Raw genomic sequence first — 17643 nt, forward strand, 5'->3', positions numbered from 1 at the left:
TACGCCCGGAGCCAAGCTCCGGGTCTTCACCCCCTACCCCACTGCGGGAGGACACCATGAAAATCATGATCGCCTATGACGGTTCGCGAAACGCCAAACTGGCTCTCGCTCAGGTCGTCACTATGTTCCGCTGTAACCAACCATTGCTGGTACTGGTCGGCGTGGTGGAGAACCCACTCGACGCTACCGATAACAACGAGGCGCTTTTCCAGCAGGAGCACGATGAGGTTAAACAGCACCTTCAAGAGGGTGTGGCATTCGCCATCGGCGAGGGCTTCCAAGCCGAGCAGCTTCTCGCCGATGGGGATGCGCGCAAGATGTTGCTGCAGGCCACTCGCAAACTCTCGCCAGACCTACTGGTGATTGCCCGCCATAGCCATCAACCGGACGGCGGCATCATCGCCAAGTCATTGACTTATTTCGTCGATGAACTCGATTACATGACTTTCGGCAGCGTCAGCTCATTCCTGGCCCGGCGCGCCGAATGTCCCTTATTGATCCTACCCAGCCCTTGAGCAGCCCCTACCCCTCCTTTGGTAAAGACCACCTTTGGGACACAGGACGATACGACCATGAAAGTTTCCGCTGTATTCAAGTTTCGCAGCCCCGAGATCCGGGCCTTGCACCTGACCTGGATTGCCTTCTTTATTACCTTTTACGTGTGGTTCAACATGGCGCCGCTCGCGTCGAGCATGCTCAAGAGCGTCGACTGGCTGACCACAGATGATCTCAAGCTGTTCGCCATCTGCAACGTCGCCCTGACCATTCCCGCGCGCATCATCGTTGGCATGGCACTGGATCGGTTCGGCCCGCGACGGGTGTTCTCGGTGCTCATGGTCACTATGTCGCTACCGGCGCTGGCGTTTGCTTTCGGTAACAGCATGACGCAGCTGCTGGTGGCGCGCCTGGTACTGAGCTCGATTGGCGCCAGCTTCGTGGTCGGTATCCACATGACGGCGCTGTGGTTCAAGCCTAAGGACATCGGCTTCGCCGAAGGCTTCTACGCTGGTTGGGGTAACTTCGGCTCCGCCGTAGCCGCCATGTCGCTGCCAACCATCGCCCTGAGCATGTACGGCGGCCCCGATGGCTGGCGCTGGGCAATCGCCCAGAGCGCTATTGTTATGGCCGCTTACGGCGTTTACTACTGGTTCGCGATTACCGATGGCCCGGATGCCCAGGCTCACAGGAAGCCACGCAAATCCGCTGCCATGGAAGTGAGCTCCTGGGGCGATATGATCAAGCTGATCATCTGGACGGTTCCACTGGTCGGCGTACTCGCTATCCTGGTTTGGCGTATTCAGTATATGGGCTATCTATCAATCACCGGTGCGGTCATCGCCTATCTCGTCATTGTGGCGATCGTTATTTATCAGATCGTACAGATCCTGCGGGTCAACCTGCCAATCCTGCGTAAGGGGGTACCCGAAGATGATAAATACTCGTTCAACAGTGTGGCGGCGCTTAACAGCACCTATTTTGCCAACTTCGGCGCTGAGCTAGCAGTGGTATCGATGCTGCCCATGTTCTTTGAGGAGACCTGGGGCCTGAATGCCGCTACGGCCGGCCTGATCGCTGCGTCATTCGCGTTCGTCAATCTGGTGGCGCGCCCCATGGGCGGCATGGTTTCCGACCGCATGGGTAACAGGCGCTTTGTGATGCTGTGCTACATGTTTGGCATTAGCGTGGGGTTCTTGCTGATGGCCATGCTAAATTCGAGTTGGCCACTCATTCTGGCCATTGCGGTAACCATCGGCACCTCGATTTTCGTGCAAGGGGCTGAGGGGGCAACCTTCGGTATCATTCCCTCCATCAAGCGCCGCATCACTGGGCAAATCTCGGGCATGGCCGGTGCTTACGGTAATGTTGGCGCGGTGGTTTACCTAACCATCTTTACGTTTGTCACACCGTCGCAGTTCTTCTACATCATCGCGACCGGCGCCTTCATCAGTTGGGTTATCTGCCTAGTGTGGCTCAAGGAGCCAGAAGGCGCTTTCGATGACGAATACTACGTCTCTTCAGTCGATAGAGACATCGAAGAGCAAGCCCTACAGAATGCCAAGCCCTGAGTGCTCAGGCCATCTGTAAATAACAGACACACTCCAGGTCGCTTAGGCCTGGAGGATGTTTAATGACGAAAATGGAGAGGTCAGTCTTTGCTAATGCGACTAAGAATAAGCTGAAGTGGCTGAAATCGTAAGCCAGTTTTATCTCAAACAAAAAACCGCCGATTGGTTTTACCCAAATCGGCGGTTTTTAATAATCTTTGGTCGGAGCGACAGGATTCGAACCTGCGACCTTTGCAACCCCATTGCAACGCGCTACCAAGCTGCGCCACGCTCCGCTGTCTTTATTAGCCGCTACATCTTTGCCTCAAGACGGTGCGTATACTAGCGGTTTCTTAGATAAATGAAAAGCCCTTATAGCGCTTTCTTTTCAAGTATTTGTCACACACCGCTATAAATCTCGCCAGCCTTTAGGGCTTGCGTTGATCAGCCTCAAGCAACAGATAGGCCATGGCGTCATATACGCCGGGGGCCGTTACGATTAAATGATCCGGATAAAGGTCTTCTGGTACCGCTGGGGGCACAGGGTATAAGTGCCCTACTCGCGCGCCGGCTTCCCGTGCAATAACCCAGCCTGCAACAAAATCCCAGGGCGAAACACTTTCGTAGTACGCATCTAGGCGTCCACAGGCCACATCGCACAAATCGAGCGCTGCAGCGCCATTACGACGAACATCTTGGCACTCAAATAACACGGCTTCCAACCGCTTCAAAAGGTGCTTACGCTCCTCTTTACGATAGGGAAACCCCGTACCTACCAAGGTGTGGGCCAGTGAGTCTGCACTACTGGGCTGTATGGCTTTACCGTTGCAGAAAGCTCCTGTCCCTTCGGCTGCGCTAAAAGTTTCGCCTAAAAACGGCGCATGCACAACGCCCACCTTGGCAACACCCTCTTCCATCCAGCCAATGGAGACCGCTACATGGCGCAGCCCTTGGGCAAAATTAACCGTGCCATCAATAGGATCTACCACCCACAGCTTCGGCGCCGCTTCATGTAAAGCGCTCTCTGGGGCAAGCTCTTCACTCAGCCGCGCTTCACCCGGGAAGTGCTCCTCCAGGCGCTGACTAATAAGCTTATCCACGGCCACATCCACATCGGTGACCAGCTCATTATCCTTTTTTAAGCGCTGGGCAAAGTCCTGCTGCTCCCGCGCCTTGATGATCATCTGCCCGGCTTCTTCGGCAATAGCGATAGTAATTTCAAGACGTGCGGCTAGTGTGTGGKCGCTCATTGAATCTCCCTTTTGAACGCGATGATGCTGTGAGCCTCTACCATAAGCCGCCGAGATGTAATTTTCGAGTCAAACCGACTTCCGGGGGCAGGAGTTAGCGCAATACGTCTACTAACACATCTACCACGATGCGCGTGGCGGCTTCAATTAGTACCACATCGGCACCAACACGCTCCCACTCATAGCCTGGGTAGTGCGGCAATTGAGACGCTAACTGGCCATCAAATCGCTTGGCGATACCCGGGGGTAAGGGTTTGCCACGCTCAAGGTTGCGCTGAATACCTGGCGGCAACGATTCGGCTCGCGGTGCGTCATGCCGACGCAGCAGTTGGCGTAGCTCACGCTCGTTGATACGTGGCAGATCGACTCGCTCATCGCGGGATTGGCTAGGTCGGTTAGACTCATGCTGCTGGTGCTGCCCCTTATCACGGGCACCGTGGGCCGGGGCATGGTCAGGCTGGGCAAAGGCAGCGCTATTGAGTAGCAGCGCGCCAAGCGCACTCATGGCAATCAGTTTGATAGGGTTCACTGTAAGCTCCTCGCTTAAGGTCAGAGATTTCAGTGTAAAGAACAAATGCGGAGGAAGTATGGAAATAAAACAGTCGCTCCAAAGAGCGGCTGAAAAGTAAAAGAAAACTTGTCGACTGTAGTCTGAATCGGTTTAGTCTTGGCAGCCGCGCGGAAGGATATTGTCAGAAATAGTTGCGTCACAGGTCCAGCTTCCGCTGCTCGCATTTCTACTTAGTGACATTGTGTTTGATGCGCTATCCTCACCAGATGCAGCGTCCCCTATTGATCCAAAATTGAAGGTAATTGTAGGAGCATTGGTATTTAAGTCTGAATAAGTGACGGTATTTCCACCAGTCAGATCATCTTCATTAAAACCGACATAGTCTATGAACGCATTGTCTCCATCCCCTGTTTGAAATTCGGTAGAAGGATTCACCCCCGAAGCCACCGCAGCATCAAATCCTGTTTGTAAAGATTTTAAGGTGGAATATGCTGATGTCGCTTCAGCCCGCTGGATATAAGACTGATACTGCGGCACAGCCACAGCCGATAGAACGCCAATAATAGCGATAACGATCAGCAACTCAATCAACGTGAAGCCGCCTTGTTTGGCGTTATGTGTAATAGGTTGTGCAGCATTCGGCATGAAGGCATCTCCTGAGTGAGGAAAAGATAAGCCTTTATAAGGAGCTGTAATCCTTCAAAAGAATTACAAATAATTGCAATTACATTAGCTTACGCTAACTATTTTTTCAACGCACACTATTAACTTTATCGGCTTGGCCGGATTAGCCATTTAATGCCTGTAAACGCTGGTTTATAGTACAAGCAACATGCCTACATTGATGTGAAACAGGTTTTTTGGATGAGCCAGCCCCCCTCGTTAAGTCACGCCGCCGCGCGTGGCGGCCTGCGCGGCATTGCCCAGCGCTTGGTTAAGCACGACTTGCTGACCGGCGCACAGGCCGCCACGGCAGAAACAACCGCGTCGGATTTGGAAATCTCGCTACTTCAGCATGTTATCGAAAGTGGACTGGTCGACCCTATAAAAGCCACACTGGCCGCAGGCTGGGAGTATGGGTTGCCGGTCATTGACTTGGAGACTGTGCGGCTTGCCGCCCTGCCCCCGGCCTCTGACTACCCCACCAAAGTGCTGCAGAGCCTTAACGTTCTGCCTTTAGCACGGCACGGTCATCGACTCACGGTCGCGGTACCCTACCCGGCCACGTTGACGCAACTGGATGAATTGCAGATTGCCACGGGCCTTGGCGTTGAGGGCATCCTTGCGCCCGTTGATCAAATCACCGTCGCCCTCAATAGCTACCTGGCGCAAAACGAGCGCGGCATGTTGGATGAGCTCGACGATATTGATGATGTGGTTAGCTCGTTGAGCATTGTTCAGAATAACGACGGTAGCGAGGCCCCGCTGCTGGAAGAGTCTTCCCAAAATAGCGACGACGCGCCTATCGTCAAATTTGTGAATAAGATTCTGTTGGACGCTATCCGCCGGGGCGCCTCCGATATCCATTTCGAGTCCTACGAAACACTCTACCGGGTGCGTTTCCGTGTTGACGGTATGCTAACAGAAGTGGCTCGGCCTCCCTTCGCCATGCGCAACCGTATCGCGGCCCGTCTGAAAATCATGGCGCACCTCGATATTGCCGAGCGCCGCTTACCCCAGGATGGAACGATAAAAATTAAGCTTTCCCGCACCCGCTCGCTGGATTTCCGGGTTAACTCACTGCCTACCGTCTATGGCGAAAAGCTGGTGCTGCGGATTTTAGACCCCACCACAGCGCAGCTGGGTATTGAGCAATTAGGCTTCACCGACGAACAGCGTGGCCATTATGAACGAGCGCTAAAACAGCCCCAAGGCATGATCCTGGTCACCGGCCCCACCGGTAGCGGCAAGACCGTTTCGCTGTATACCGGCATTAATATTCTTAATAAAGTTGAGCGCAATATATGCACCGCCGAAGATCCGGTTGAGATCAAAGTCGCCGGCATCAACCAGGTGAGCGTATTACCTAAAATCGGCCTCGATTTTGCCAGCGCGCTCAGAGCGTTTCTGCGCCAAGATCCTGATGTAGTCATGGTCGGGGAGATTCGCGACCTTGAGACAGCCGAAATTGCCGTTAAAGCAGCCCAGACAGGACACTTGGTGCTCTCCACGGTACATACTAACTCCGCGGCAGAAACACTGACGCGACTGGCTAATATGGGCGTCTCCTCGTTTAACATTGCCAGCGCCGTAAGTTTGATTATTGCTCAACGGCTGGCGCGCAAACTATGTACATACTGCAAAGAGCCCATTGAGATTCCCCACGAAGCGCTGCGTAAAGAAGGCTTTAGCAKCGCAGAGCTCCACCAGTCGACTACTTACAAACCGGTCGGTTGCAAACGCTGCACCCAAGGCTACAAAGGCCGCATTGGTATTTATGAGGTAGTACCCATTACGGAAGCGATGCGCCAGTTGATTATGCGTGATGCCAATGCACTCGATATTGACCAACAGGCGCGCAAGGAGGGCTATCCAAGCCTTCACCGCAGCGGGTTATTAAAAGTCATGCAGGGTATTACCAGCCTGGAAGAGGTTAACCGAGTAAGCAAGGAGTAAGGCATGGCTAAAACGGCACGTCGTCGCCAAACGCCCGCCATCAAGCTAGTACGCTGGAAATGGAGTGGTAAAGGCCCGCGGAATAGGCCGCTAAGCGGAGAGATGATTGGCCGCAGTAAAGCTGAAGTAGCCGCTGAGCTAACCAAGCAGGGTATTGTTATCCGCCGGATTAGTAAAAAGGGCACCCTGGGTGGCAGCGGTCGCATTAATCCCAACGATGTCATGGTCTTTGCGCGCCAAATGGCCACTATGATTCGCGCGAGCATTCCCTTACTGCAGGCGCTTCAGGTGGTGGCTGAGAGTCTCAAAAAGCCCGCCATGGTCGCCCTGGTTCAGCATATGATGAGCGATGTCTCGTCGGGCTCAAGCTTCTCTGACGCCTTGCGCCGCCACCCAAAGCAGTTTGATCGGCTGTTTGTTAACCTTGTCGACGCTGGCGAACAGTCGGGTGCGCTGGATCAGATGCTTGATCGTATTGCGACCTATAAAGAGAAGGTTGAGTCGCTGAAGGCGCGGGTCAAGAAAGCACTTTGGTATCCCACCGCCGTTATGACGATCGGTATTGCAGTGACCATGCTGCTGTTAATCAAAGTGGTACCTGAATTTGAAAGTATGTTCCAAAGTTTTGGCGCTGAACTGCCTGCATTGACCCAGATGACCGTGAATTTATCCGAGCTTGCCCAGCATTATTGGCTAGCAGCGCTCGTCGCAGTGGTTGCCGCTGGGCTTCTGCTCACACTAAGTATTCAGCGCTCACCTAATGTCGCCTACCGGATGCACGCACTGCTGCTTCGGTTACCGATCATTGGCGATATCATGCATAAATCTGCCATCGCCCGTTTTTCGCGCACGTTAGCGACCACCTTTGCCTCCGGCGTACCGCTCGTTGAAGGCTTAGACACCGCCGCGGGCGCCACAGGCAATAAAGTTTACGAGCGCGCAGTAATACAAACGCGCCAGGACGTAGCCACCGGGCAACAGCTACACTTCGCCATGCGGATGACCAACCGCTTCCCCCCCTTAGCGGTTCAAATGGTCAGCATCGGTGAAGAAGCGGGGTCGCTTGATGCCATGCTCAATCGCGTGGCTGATTATTACGAAGAAGAAGTCGACAATAAAGTCGATGCCCTCACCTCGCTGATGGAACCGGTTATTATTGTGGTACTTGGAGTACTCGTCGGCGGTGTGGTTGTCTCTATGTATTTACCCATCTTCGACTTGGGCTCTGCCCTCTAAGCGTCAAATGCTTAAACAACGCTAATTTCAAGAAGCCTAAGGAGCTCCATGCATCACCCTCCGTTTATTCTGTGGTTAATCGTTTTATTGATGGGACTATGCCTGGGCAGTTTTCTAAATGTGGTGATTACGCGCCTGCCGGTGATGCTGATGCGCGGCTGGCGTAACGAAGCCCGCGAAGCACTTGAGCTTAGCGCCGAACACTCACCACGCTTTAATTTGACTACGCCTGGCTCCATGTGCCCACGCTGCGAAACCCCTATAGCATGGCACGACAACCTACCGCTGATCGGCTGGATAAAGCGCCGCGGGCGCTGTGCTGCGTGCCAAACGCCTATTAGCATTCAATACCCGCTGGTAGAAATAGCCGGTGGCTTACTGGCCATGGCAGTGCTAGCGCTCCACGGGCTTTCTGCAGAATCAGTCTTCGTTTATGGCGCCTGCCTGATGCTGTTAGTGCTCGCCGTGATCGACTTTCGCACCCAGCTACTGCCCGATGTCATCACCCTCCCCTTACTTTGGGCAGGGTTACTGTTTCAGCTCCTCTTCCAGCCACTTATGCTACAGAGTGCCGTTATCGGCGCAATGGTAGGCTATCTTTCACTGTGGAGTTTTTATTGGCTATTCAAACTGGTCACCGGCAAAGAGGGAATGGGCTATGGCGACTTTAAGCTCCTAGCAGCGCTAGGCGCCTGGCTGGGATGGAGTTTTTTACCGCTGATTTTGCTACTTTCCGCAGGCCTTGGGGCCATTGTTGGACTGGTTGCCCAAGCCTGTTCACCACGCTTGCGCGGCACACCGTTTCCCTTTGGTCCTTTTCTTGCCCTCGCGGGCTGGGTTGCGTTGCTAGTCGGTGATGAAATAATGGTGCTATATCTCAGCCTGCTTATGTAAATATAAGCGATGTGAAGCTCAACTATATAAAAACTCAGCTATATAAAATTTAGCTATGTAAAAGTTAGCTAAGCGAGGCAGCAGATGATTATCGGATTAACGGGTGGCATTGGGTCGGGTAAATCGACCGTTGCACGCGCCTTCGAAACACTAGGCGCCGCCTGGGTCGATGCCGACGATGTCGCCAGGGAGATAGTCTTACCTGGGGAACCGGCACTATTAGCCATTAAAAAACGCTTCGGTGATCGGGTTATGCATGAGGATGGCACCCTTAATCGTGCCGCCCTACGCGAGATTATTTTTAACGATCCAGCACAGCGGGAGTGGCTAGAATCTGTCACACACCCCGAAATAAGGCAGCGACTATTGCAGCATTTAGAGCGACTTAAAACCCAGGGCGCACCCTATGCGCTGCTTGTGTCACCATTACTGTTTGAGTCGGGACAAAATGCGCTAGTTAATCGTGCAGTGGTTGTCGACGTGCCACAAGCGCTACAATTATCCAGAACCCAGCAGCGTGATGGGGTGAGTGAAAGCCAGGTGCGTGCTATTCTCGCCGCCCAACTTTCCCGCGAACAACGGCTAGCAAAGGCAGATGACGTGATAGATAACAGCGGTGACCACGCCAGCATGATGAAACAAGTGGCACTGCTTGATAAAAGTTACCGTCGACAGCTCAACTACTGAAATATCGCGCTTGTTAACGCAATTGGAGTTTTTTATGGCTCGCCCTGCAAACGATTCCCCGCTAGAAGTTAATTGCCCGCAGTGCGCTAAGCGCGTGCCCTGGTTACCAGAAAGCACTTATCGACCATTCTGCAGCAAGCGCTGCCAACTGTTAGATTTGGGCGCCTGGGCAGATGAGTCGCACCGCATATCGGGCGAATCCGCAATGGATGAAGCCGATATAGAAACACTGCTGGCGCAGGCCGACAAGGATGCACCGCTCACCTAAAGGCACTGACTATGGCCGATAAACACGTTAATCCATCATCGCCTTCGGCCTATCAACTGCTGCTTCAATTAGAGCAGCAGTTTGATCATCTACTTGAAACCATTGAAACCGCTGTCTTGCTATATGAACAGCAGCCATTGGCTACGTGGGTCTTTCATCAAACGAAACCGTCTAGCGACTGGCTGCGTAAAGCCCTGTTCGATATGTGGCATGAGCAGGATCAAGATGGCCGTGAGACACGCAATTATATTGCCGTAGTGGCTGCTAATGACGAACTGCTAAAGGCAATAGGCGCCGTTAATCAAGCCAAAGCCAGCTTTAGCGAGCTACTGCAGCATATTAAACAGGCATTCCCACAGGCACTTAGCGATGCCAAAAGCCGTTTGCCTCAACGCCATCCTCACGTTGATGAAGTGTTACGCCGCAATGGGCTTGCCCGCTTGCACCTTAAACAGAGCTGGCGGCAGTTACCTATCGCACAGGCGCCTGTTTCACGGGTTCGTTTTGCTTGGTACAGCAGCGGTCGCTCTATTAAACGCCTGTCCGTGCAAGAGGCTGAACATAAGCTTTTGCAGCTTGATACCGATGCGCCGCATATTCGTATTCAGCTACGCAAACTCGCTGGCATACCAAGCGACGAAGCACTCGCTCAGGTACAAACTCAGGCCCCGCTAATGCGGGCTAACCTGTTTTTTACCGAGCCACTTGATGATGGGCATACACGACGGGCATTGAACGCCGCCATGCCGATCTTTGTGCCTGACAATAACCAACGGCTGCCCCATATTAACCTACCTGCACAAGAGCCCCCCACCACCCGCACACGGGCACGACGACGAGACGAGAAACTAGAGCAAGATGTGTTTTTGCCCAGCTTGCGAGTTTATCGCTACCGTTAGCGCAGAAGCGCATCTGCGATGTTGGGTGACACAGTAGAACTAGCTACCCGGCACGACATCCTGCTGCCATAGCCCACAACCAAGTAGCGTTTCAATCAGCTCGGCCAGATCCAAATGATCCACACCGTACTCGCTCAACAAAGCCTCAAAACGCTGTCTGAACATGCGCTCCTGCTCTTGTTGGTGCTCCTTCTGCTGGGTTTCTACATCTTCTTGTTCCAATGCAGCAAGCGAGCGAACCGGTGGGCCGGTCGGTATATCGAAATTGCTCTCTGGGTCATCTAATTGGCGTAAAGCCTCCGCAAAGGCATCGTCTAATTCACGAAACTTACGTAGCTTTTCACGCTCATCTACCGGCTTTTGAACCTTTTGATATTTCATCGATGTTTCATTTACACCTTGCTTGAAATGGTCGATATGACTGCCAATATAGCTTTTTTTGGCAAAAACTGTGCACAAACGCGTAAAGATAGCGAGCAAACTTGCCTTTGTTACCCAATTGCAAGCATAAAGGCAGCATCAATAGGTATATAAGGGTAACAAGCACACTTATCAAACACGGCACAGTCAGCGACAACTTATTAATCGATGCTTAGCATCAACATTACCTACAAGTAGCCTGAATAGAGATTCAACGCTCATCTGTAGGCTGAACTGTATTCCTTTCAGCCAGGTTACCAACACTAACGCACTGGGAGAGTGCACTACAGGCGAGATAAGCACGACCTGTACGATTCACGCATGAGAGGCCAGATAATGTTCAACGCAATGACACGAGCTGAGATCTGGCTGCAGGATACACTGGATAAGCCGCTCGGTATCGAAGACCTTGCTAATCACATAGGGTATTCGTCTTCCCAAGTTCGGCGCCAATTTCGCCAAAGCTTCCACATATCACCTAGCGCCTATCGTGAAATAAGGCGGCTGGAGCGCGCGGCGGTGTTGCTAGGGCTTACTCCTCTCAATATAGCGCAAATTGCGATCCGCTGTGGTTATCATAACCACTCATCGTTTTCACGGGCGTTTCAACGTCGTTACCAGTTGAGTCCGCGCAACTTTCGGCAAACACTGAAAGCGACTCTCCACAACCCGACGCCTGGTCATGGCTTTAACACGCGTATCGAAAAAAGTAATGGCCGCCAAATGATCCTAATGCGCCTCTACAAAGCTCCCGAGCTTATTAAGGGGCTAGGGGAAGCCAGCTATCATAATAAGCAGCTAGCGTGCATACAGGCGCGCCTGCGGCTATCAAAGACCATCATTGCACTACCCGACATACTCGCAGATAGAATTAGTGCGCTTAATAATGAATCGTTTCATGCTTACCGTACCGACTTTGGCCTTTACCTGGCGGAGACGGACAATGCACAAGATATTGCCCTGCCCGTTCCCTATCGACGGGTCGACATTCCCACCCATTACTACGCAAGCACGTGCTTTGATACTTTAGCGGATCTGTATGGCGCTTTGACGCAGACCATCATGTATCTACTACACAGGCAAAACGCTTACCACGTTAGCGGCCACCCACCTCAGGTATTATGGAAAGCAAATCATTTAGAACTTCGCATCCCATTAATAAGCTAGCAGCGTTGATACCGGCACTGAGGCATAGCTAAAGCATATACCAATAAAAAACCGGCATTTCTATACAGAAATGCCGGTTTTTAGCTAACTTAGTCTTCCATACGCTCCAACCAAGATTCGACGGTTTCATCGCCATACTGGTCTTTCCAGCTACGCAGGCCTTTATGGTTGCCACCGCGAGTTTCGATCACTTCCCCTGTCTTGGGGTTTTTGTAAATCTTAAGACGACGCTTACGGCGGGCATTGCCACTCGCCGTGGTTTTAGTATTGCGCTGGTCAGCAGCAGGATCTAATAAGGCAATGACATCGCCCGGACGTTTGCCGAACTCAGTCATTAGCGCTTCAAGTTTGGCCTTAAATTCCAACTCGCTTTTTAGGCGCTGATCGCCTTCTAAGCGCTGTAGATCTTCTTGAAGCTGCTTTAGCTGCTGTTCTTTTTGGATATATTCGTTAAGTAATGACATCGGGGTTCCTTTAATATCGTATCCAACTGAACGGGGTTCAACTGAATGAGATCCAACTGGCTTAGGTGCAGATTGACAGCCTTTGCACCCACTAGTTCAGAATGCAGGGACATTATTCCTGTAAAAAGAGTAACTGACAACAGTCTAGTTGATTTTCACTCAATTACTAATCGTTTTTTTAAAACTCAATTGCCGTTTAAAGAGATTAACCCAACTAGCATATGACGACTATGCGAACCAATCTGCCGAGCTATTACATGCGTTCAATTACTACAAAGCGGTCAACCACCACAAACAAAAGCGCCGCCCATAAGGGCGGCGCTTTTACAAACCAATAACTAATCGATAATTAGTCTTGGCCCATTTGCTGCTTGATCAAATCACCGATGGTGGTCGGGCCACCCGCTGTTTCCGGCTCTTGCTCACGCATTTTCTTCAGGTTCTGACGCGTATCGTCCTGGTCTTTCGCTTTTACCGACAGATTAATCTGACGGCTCTTGCGATCAACGCTGACAATACGAGCTTCGACGCTGTCGCCTTCATTCAGCACATTGCGCGCGTCTTCTACGCGGTCAGCACTGATTTCAGAGGCTTTCAGCACAGCAATAACGTCAGTCGCCAATTCAACTTGAGCTTCTTTAGCATCAACTTCAATAACGCGACCCGTTACAATGCTGCCCTTATCGTTGACTGACAGGTACTCAGCAACGGGGTCAGAATCCATCTGCTTGATGCCCAGCGAGATGCGCTCACGCTCAGGATCAATAGATAGAATAACGGCTTCAGCTTCGTCGCCTTTCTTAAAGCTGCGTACGGCTTCTTCGCCAGTATCAGTCCAAGAAATGTCAGACAAGTGAACCAGACCGTCAATACCGCCTTCTAGGCCGATAAAGATACCGAAGTCAGTAATTGACTTAATGGTACCGGAAACGCGATCGCCCTTGTTGTAGTCAGTGTTGAAGGTTTCCCACGGGTTAGCAGTACACTGCTTGATACCCAGAGAAATACGACGACGCTCTTCGTCGATATCCAACACCATGACGTCAACATCATCGCCAACTTGCACGACTTTAGACGGATGGATGTTTTTGTTAGTCCAGTCCATTTCAGACACGTGAACCAGACCTTCAACACCCTCTTCCAGCTCGGCAAAGCAGCCGTAGTCAGTCAAGTTAGTGACGACCGCGTGCACTTTCATGCCTTCCGGGTAACGCTCTTTAATGTTGACCCACGGATCTTCGCCCAACTGCTTCAGACCCAGTGAAACGCGATTGCGCTCACGGTCAAACTTCAGAACTTTGACGTTGATCTCGTCGCCAACGGCAACGATTTCGGACGGATGCTTGATACGCTTCCACGCCATGTCTGTAATATGCAGCAGGCCGTCAACACCACCCAGGTCTACGAAAGCGCCGTAGTCTGTCAGGTTCTTAACGATACCCTTGATTTGCTGACCTTCTTGCAGAGTTGCCAGCAGCGCTTCGCGCTCGGCACTGTTCTCTGCTTCCAGAACCGCACGACGTGATACTACAACGTTGTTGCGTTTCGGATCGAGCTTGATGACTTTGAAGTCCAGCTCTTTGTTTTCCAGGTGCGCAGTGTCACGAACTGGACGAACATCAACCAGCGAGCCCGGAAGGAAGGCGCGGATAGAGTCAACTTCGACCGTGAAGCCGCCTTTAACCTTACCGTTAATAACGCCCTTAATGATTTCGTCTTTCTCGAAGGCTGCTTCAAGAATCTTCCAAGCTTCTGCACGCTTGGCTTTTTCACGAGACAGACGCGTTTCACCGAAACCATCTTCTACGGCTTCAAGTGCAACGTGCACGTCGTCACCGATAGCGATGTTCAGATTACCGTGTTCATCGCGGAATTGTGACGCAGGGATCTGACCTTCAGATTTCAGACCAGCGTTGACAGTAACCCAGTCACCGTCAATGTCGACAACCTGGGCCGCGACAATAGCGCCTGGCTCCATGTTGATGTCGTTAAGAGACTGTTCAAACAGCTCAGCAAAGCTTTCGCTCATGGTGTTCCTACGTAATTACGTTGTTGAGGCATAAATGCCTTCTCCGCACCACCAGCAAGTGCGGGCCTAATGTCACTCAGCTTTTGGAGGTGTTAACGCTGGTTAGACCTGACCGGGCTCACCGATGTGAGTTTAGTGCCCTGCCACGTCGTGACACCTATCCAAAAACGCCGCAAGGGAGAATCACACGCCGCTTACCAGCCCTCTTTGGGCGAGCAGTTCGGTCAGTCGATCAACCACTTCCGGTATGCTCAGGCGCGTGGTATCAAGCGTAATGGCATCATCTGCCGGCTTGAGAGGAGCCACACTACGTTGCGTGTCGCGTGCATCGCGTGCCTGAATCTCCTTTAAAAGACTCGAAAGACTAGCATCCACCCCGGCTTCCTGCAACTGCAGATGACGGCGACGTGCCCTTTCATCGGCACTGGCCGTCAAAAAAATCTTTAGTGGGGCATCGGGAAAGACCACCGTTCCCATATCACGGCCATCCGCCACCAAACCTGGCGCTTGGCAAAAATCACGCTGCCGCTGTAGCAGGGCTTGTCGCACTGCAGGCAGTGCCGCCACTTGGGAAGCGCGCTCGCCGGCCTGTTCGGTGCGAATAACCTGGCCAACATCTTCACCTTCAAGCAGCGTACGTGGCTGCCCCTCTTCAACAGGAAACGCCACATCTAGCTGTTCTGCCAAACGTGCCAGACCCAACTCATCGTCAACGGCTACGTTGTGCTTAACCGCAGCTTGAGCCGTCAGTCGATAAAGTGCACCACTATCGAGAAGATGCCAGCCTAAGCGCTCTGCCACCAAGCCACTGATCGTACCTTTACCTGCGCCGCCAGGGCCATCAATGGTGAGAACAGGAGCAGTAGCAACACGATCACTCATGCGCGCCCTCCACACTAACGCCCATGCCAATACGCGTGGCTAATTCGACAAAGTCAGGGAATGAGGTCGCCACATTAGCGCAGTCTTCAATCACAATTTCTGCACTTGCGCGTAGCGATGAAATCGCAAACGCCATGGCAATACGGTGATCGCCCAGGCTATCGACACGCCCACCGCCGTAACTCGCTTTTTGACCATCGCCATTGCCGACGATATCAATGCCGTCTTCAACAACAGTGTGCTGCACACCTAACACAACCAAGCCATCGGCCATGGCCTGAATGCGATCAGACTCTTTGACGCGTAGCTCTTCGGCACCTCTAAGACGTGTCACGCCTTCAGCGTTAGCGGCGGCAATAAACAGTGCAGGGAATTCATCAATCGCTAACGGCACTTGATCTTCGGGAATATCAATACCTTTCAACGGTGCATAGCGGATACGAATATCAGCCACCGGCTCCCCACCCACTTCGCGCTCGTTCTCTAGCGCTAAATTCGCCCCCATCAGGGTAAGAATATTGATCACGCCAATCCGAGTGGGGTTAATACCTACGTGCTCAAGGGTAATATCAGCGCCTGGGGTAATGGCAGCGGCCACTAAGAAGAAGGTAGCGGATGAGATATCCGAAGGCACATCAATGGGGCCTGCGGTGAGTTTGCCGCCCCCTTTGAGCCAGCAGGTATCACCTTCACGGGAAACTGCATAGCCAAAACCATTGAGCATACGCTCGGTGTGGTCGCGGGTCGGCGCAGGTTCGCGCACCCGAGTTTCGCCTTCGGCGTAAAGCCCCGCCAGCAACAGGCAAGATTTTACCTGTGCACTGGCCATGGGCATATCGTAATGGATGCCTTTAAGCTTGGCGCCACCGCGAATCTTCAGTGGCGGGCGCCCGCCCTCAGCGGTATCAATGGTTGCGCCCATCAAGCGCAGCGGGTCAGCCACACGCCCCATAGGCCGCTTGGTTAGTGATTCATCGCCGGTCAGCTCGCTATCAAACGCCTGGCCTGCCAGCAGCCCTGAAAACAGCCGCATCGCGGTGCCCGAGTTACCCACATAGAGCGGGCCAGCGGGGGCTTTTAAGCCATGCATACCGACACCATGAATGGTGACCTTACCCTGATGCGGCCCTTCAATCGCCACGCCCATTTCACGAAATGCCTGCAGAGTCGCCAGACTATCTTCACCTTCCAGAAAGCCTTTTACTTCAGTGACGCCTTCCGCCAACGCGCCCAACATAATAGAGCGGTGCGACATGGATTTATCGCCCGGTACGCGCAAGCGCCCCTGGGCTTGACCGCCCGGCTGCACACGGTAGGTGACCTTACCTTGTGGTTGCATATGATATTCCGCCTGATAACTGGTTTTATTCAATAAGGAGTCGAAATAGTGCCGGGCATGGCTGGCCCGATCAAAGGTGGCAATCAGCGCATCGCTGTCACCGGCTTCTACCGCTTGACGCAAGCGCGAAAGCCCCGCTTCAAAATCATCCAGGGAGGCTAAAACCGCCTGCTTATTGGCAATGAAAATATCCCGCCACATCACCGGGTCGCTTCCCGCAATACGGGTAAAATCGCGAAAACCGCCCGCTGCGTAACGGAAAATATCGAGGCGCTCATCCTGGCGGGCCAGCGTATCCACCAGTGAAAAAGCTAGCAGGTGCGGCAAATGGCTGGTACGCGCCAGCACCTGGTCATGGCGCTCTACATCCATTTCCAGCACATCGGCACCACAGGCTTCCCATAAGCAGCGCACGCGCTGCAAAGCTTCACGGTCGACGTTCAGCTCAGGTGTCAAAATAACCTTGTGGTCTACATACAAACGCGGATTCGCCGCTGCCACACCGCTTTTTTCTGAACCGGCAATAGGGTGCCCCAGCACCATATTAGTGGGTACCTGGCCAAATACACGCTGAGCGCAGGCGCGGATAGTCGCCTTGGTACTACCAACATCGGTAATCACAACGTCAGCCGACGCGTTAGGTAGCGCTTCGGCCAAGCTTGCCATCACGCTCTCCATGGCGAGCACCGGCACCGCTAGCACTACCATTGTGGCGTCATTGACTTGCTCATCAAGGTGGGTACCGCCTGAGTCGATCAGCCCCATCTCAATACCGCGTGCAATCTCAGCTTCGTCAGGGTCACAGGCAACAATTTGACCCTGAAACCTTACCGCGCGCAGCGCTGCCGCTAGCGAACCACCAATTAAACCCAAGCCAACAATTAATAACCGCGACTCATGACAGCCCGATGTTTTTACACTGTCTCCGACCATTAA

17 protein-coding genes and 1 tRNA gene are annotated in these 17643 nt (G+C 52.7%); 9 read left to right on the plus strand and 9 right to left on the minus strand.

Features of this window, described 5'->3' with window-relative positions; all coding sequences use genetic code 11:
• Window positions 1-56: 56 nt before the first annotated feature.
• Both HALO_RS12840 and HALO_RS12845 read left to right on the plus strand, forming a co-directional pair.
• Window positions 57-515: a universal stress protein gene (locus HALO_RS12840; protein ID WP_035579090.1), complete on the plus strand. Its 459-nt coding sequence runs from the start codon at window positions 57-59 to the stop codon at window positions 513-515.
• Between the two features lie 57 nt (window positions 516-572).
• Window positions 573-2066: an MFS transporter gene (locus HALO_RS12845; protein ID WP_035579089.1), complete on the plus strand. Its 1494-nt coding sequence runs from the start codon at window positions 573-575 to the stop codon at window positions 2064-2066.
• A gap of 198 nt (window positions 2067-2264) precedes the next feature.
• Here the strand turns inward: HALO_RS12845 and HALO_RS12850 are convergent.
• The 4 genes from HALO_RS12850 to HALO_RS12865 all read right to left on the minus strand — a co-directional run bounded on the left by HALO_RS12850 (window position 2265) and on the right by HALO_RS12865 (window position 4451).
• Window positions 2265-2341, minus strand: a tRNA-Pro gene (locus tag HALO_RS12850).
• A gap of 132 nt (window positions 2342-2473) precedes the next feature.
• On the minus strand, window positions 2474-3295 hold the full coding sequence (locus HALO_RS12855; RefSeq protein WP_050713501.1) for an inositol monophosphatase family protein: 822 nt from the start codon (window positions 3293-3295) through the stop codon (window positions 2474-2476).
• A gap of 94 nt (window positions 3296-3389) precedes the next feature.
• Window positions 3390-3824, minus strand: coding sequence for an anti-virulence regulator CigR family protein (locus HALO_RS12860; RefSeq protein WP_035579085.1), 435 nt, complete (start codon window positions 3822-3824; stop codon window positions 3390-3392).
• Between the two features lie 132 nt (window positions 3825-3956).
• Window positions 3957-4451 carry a pilin gene (locus tag HALO_RS12865; RefSeq protein WP_050713502.1) on the minus strand — a complete coding sequence of 165 codons (495 nt, stop codon included), beginning with the start codon at window positions 4449-4451 and terminating at the stop codon, window positions 3957-3959.
• A 219-nt stretch (window positions 4452-4670) separates the two neighbouring features.
• Here HALO_RS12865 and pilB point away from each other — a divergent pair, with 219 nt between their 5' ends.
• The 6 genes from pilB to HALO_RS12895 all read left to right on the plus strand — a co-directional run bounded on the left by pilB (window position 4671) and on the right by HALO_RS12895 (window position 10406).
• Window positions 4671-6422, plus strand: a complete 1752-nt coding sequence (gene pilB / locus HALO_RS12870) for a type IV-A pilus assembly ATPase PilB (protein WP_050713503.1) — start codon at window positions 4671-4673, stop codon at window positions 6420-6422.
• A gap of 3 nt (window positions 6423-6425) precedes the next feature.
• Entirely contained in the window at window positions 6426-7658 is a 1233-nt protein-coding gene (locus HALO_RS12875) for a type II secretion system F family protein (RefSeq protein WP_035579080.1), read from the plus strand.
• A gap of 48 nt (window positions 7659-7706) precedes the next feature.
• Window positions 7707-8552 (plus strand): prepilin peptidase, encoded by an 846-nt coding sequence (locus HALO_RS12880; RefSeq protein ID WP_035579078.1) that lies wholly within the window; start codon window positions 7707-7709, stop codon window positions 8550-8552.
• 84 nt (window positions 8553-8636) lie between these two features.
• Window positions 8637-9239, plus strand: a complete 603-nt coding sequence (coaE, locus tag HALO_RS12885; protein WP_035579076.1) for a dephospho-CoA kinase — start codon at window positions 8637-8639, stop codon at window positions 9237-9239.
• Between the two features lie 34 nt (window positions 9240-9273).
• The gene (gene yacG / locus HALO_RS12890; protein ID WP_022523595.1) at window positions 9274-9507 is read left to right on the plus strand and encodes a DNA gyrase inhibitor YacG; all 234 of its coding nucleotides are present in this window, start codon (window positions 9274-9276) and stop codon (window positions 9505-9507) included.
• A gap of 11 nt (window positions 9508-9518) precedes the next feature.
• On the plus strand, window positions 9519-10406 hold the full coding sequence (locus HALO_RS12895; RefSeq protein ID WP_035579074.1) for a DNA replication terminus site-binding protein: 888 nt from the start codon (window positions 9519-9521) through the stop codon (window positions 10404-10406).
• Window positions 10407-10445: 39 nt separating this feature from the next.
• Here HALO_RS12895 and HALO_RS12900 read toward each other — a convergent pair whose 3' ends face one another.
• Complete coding sequence (locus HALO_RS12900; RefSeq protein WP_035583345.1) at window positions 10446-10787, minus strand: hypothetical protein; 342 nt, start codon at window positions 10785-10787, stop codon at window positions 10446-10448.
• A gap of 387 nt (window positions 10788-11174) precedes the next feature.
• On the opposite strand from HALO_RS12900, the gene HALO_RS12905 reads away from it, so the two are divergent.
• A complete protein-coding gene (locus HALO_RS12905) occupies window positions 11175-11993 on the plus strand; it encodes a helix-turn-helix transcriptional regulator (protein WP_231896712.1) in 819 nt (272 codons plus the stop codon).
• 89 nt (window positions 11994-12082) lie between these two features.
• Here the strand turns inward: HALO_RS12905 and HALO_RS12910 are convergent, their stop codons facing one another.
• The 4 genes from HALO_RS12910 to HALO_RS12925 form a co-directional block, all read right to left on the minus strand.
• Window positions 12083-12457 carry a histone-like nucleoid-structuring protein, MvaT/MvaU family gene (locus HALO_RS12910; protein ID WP_035579070.1) on the minus strand — a complete coding sequence of 125 codons (375 nt, stop codon included), beginning with the start codon at window positions 12455-12457 and terminating at the stop codon, window positions 12083-12085.
• Between the two features lie 349 nt (window positions 12458-12806).
• A complete protein-coding gene (gene rpsA / locus HALO_RS12915) occupies window positions 12807-14486 on the minus strand; it encodes a 30S ribosomal protein S1 (protein WP_008957327.1) in 1680 nt (559 codons plus the stop codon).
• Between the two features lie 183 nt (window positions 14487-14669).
• Window positions 14670-15368: a (d)CMP kinase gene (cmk, locus tag HALO_RS12920; protein WP_035579068.1), complete on the minus strand. Its 699-nt coding sequence runs from the start codon at window positions 15366-15368 to the stop codon at window positions 14670-14672.
• Entirely contained in the window at window positions 15361-17640 is a 2280-nt protein-coding gene (locus HALO_RS12925; protein ID WP_035579066.1) for a bifunctional prephenate dehydrogenase/3-phosphoshikimate 1-carboxyvinyltransferase, read from the minus strand. Before HALO_RS12925 ends, cmk begins: the two co-directional genes overlap by 8 nt.
• Window positions 17641-17643: the final 3 nt, after the last annotated feature.

The sequence above is a fragment of the Halomonas sp. R57-5 genome (assembly GCF_900070345.1).
Taxonomy (GTDB): domain Bacteria; phylum Pseudomonadota; class Gammaproteobacteria; order Pseudomonadales; family Halomonadaceae; genus Vreelandella; species Vreelandella ventosae_B.

Excerpts from the sequence above, each read along its gene's own strand:
- yacG (WP_022523595.1), top strand. The coding sequence starts at position 9,274 with ATGGCTCGCCCTGCAAACGATTCCCCGCTAGAAGTTAATTGCCCGCAG.
- HALO_RS12905 (WP_231896712.1), top strand. The coding sequence starts at position 11,175 with ATGACACGAGCTGAGATCTGGCTGCAGGATACACTGGATAAGCCGCTC.
- HALO_RS12865 (WP_050713502.1), bottom strand. The coding sequence starts at position 4,451 with ATGCCGAATGCTGCACAACCTATTACACATAACGCCAAACAAGGCGGC.
- cmk (WP_035579068.1), bottom strand. The coding sequence starts at position 15,368 with ATGAGTGATCGTGTTGCTACTGCTCCTGTTCTCACCATTGATGGCCCT.
- HALO_RS12845 (WP_035579089.1), top strand. The coding sequence starts at position 573 with ATGAAAGTTTCCGCTGTATTCAAGTTTCGCAGCCCCGAGATCCGGGCC.
- HALO_RS12875 (WP_035579080.1), top strand. The coding sequence starts at position 6,426 with ATGGCTAAAACGGCACGTCGTCGCCAAACGCCCGCCATCAAGCTAGTA.
- HALO_RS12880 (WP_035579078.1), top strand. The coding sequence starts at position 7,707 with ATGCATCACCCTCCGTTTATTCTGTGGTTAATCGTTTTATTGATGGGA.
- HALO_RS12895 (WP_035579074.1), top strand. The coding sequence starts at position 9,519 with ATGGCCGATAAACACGTTAATCCATCATCGCCTTCGGCCTATCAACTG.
- HALO_RS12910 (WP_035579070.1), bottom strand. The coding sequence starts at position 12,457 with ATGTCATTACTTAACGAATATATCCAAAAAGAACAGCAGCTAAAGCAG.
- HALO_RS12925 (WP_035579066.1), bottom strand. The coding sequence starts at position 17,640 with ATGGTCGGAGACAGTGTAAAAACATCGGGCTGTCATGAGTCGCGGTTA.
- rpsA (WP_008957327.1), bottom strand. The coding sequence starts at position 14,486 with ATGAGCGAAAGCTTTGCTGAGCTGTTTGAACAGTCTCTTAACGACATC.
- HALO_RS12900 (WP_035583345.1), bottom strand. The coding sequence starts at position 10,787 with ATGAAATATCAAAAGGTTCAAAAGCCGGTAGATGAGCGTGAAAAGCTA.
- coaE (WP_035579076.1), top strand. The coding sequence starts at position 8,637 with ATGATTATCGGATTAACGGGTGGCATTGGGTCGGGTAAATCGACCGTT.
- HALO_RS12840 (WP_035579090.1), top strand. The coding sequence starts at position 57 with ATGAAAATCATGATCGCCTATGACGGTTCGCGAAACGCCAAACTGGCT.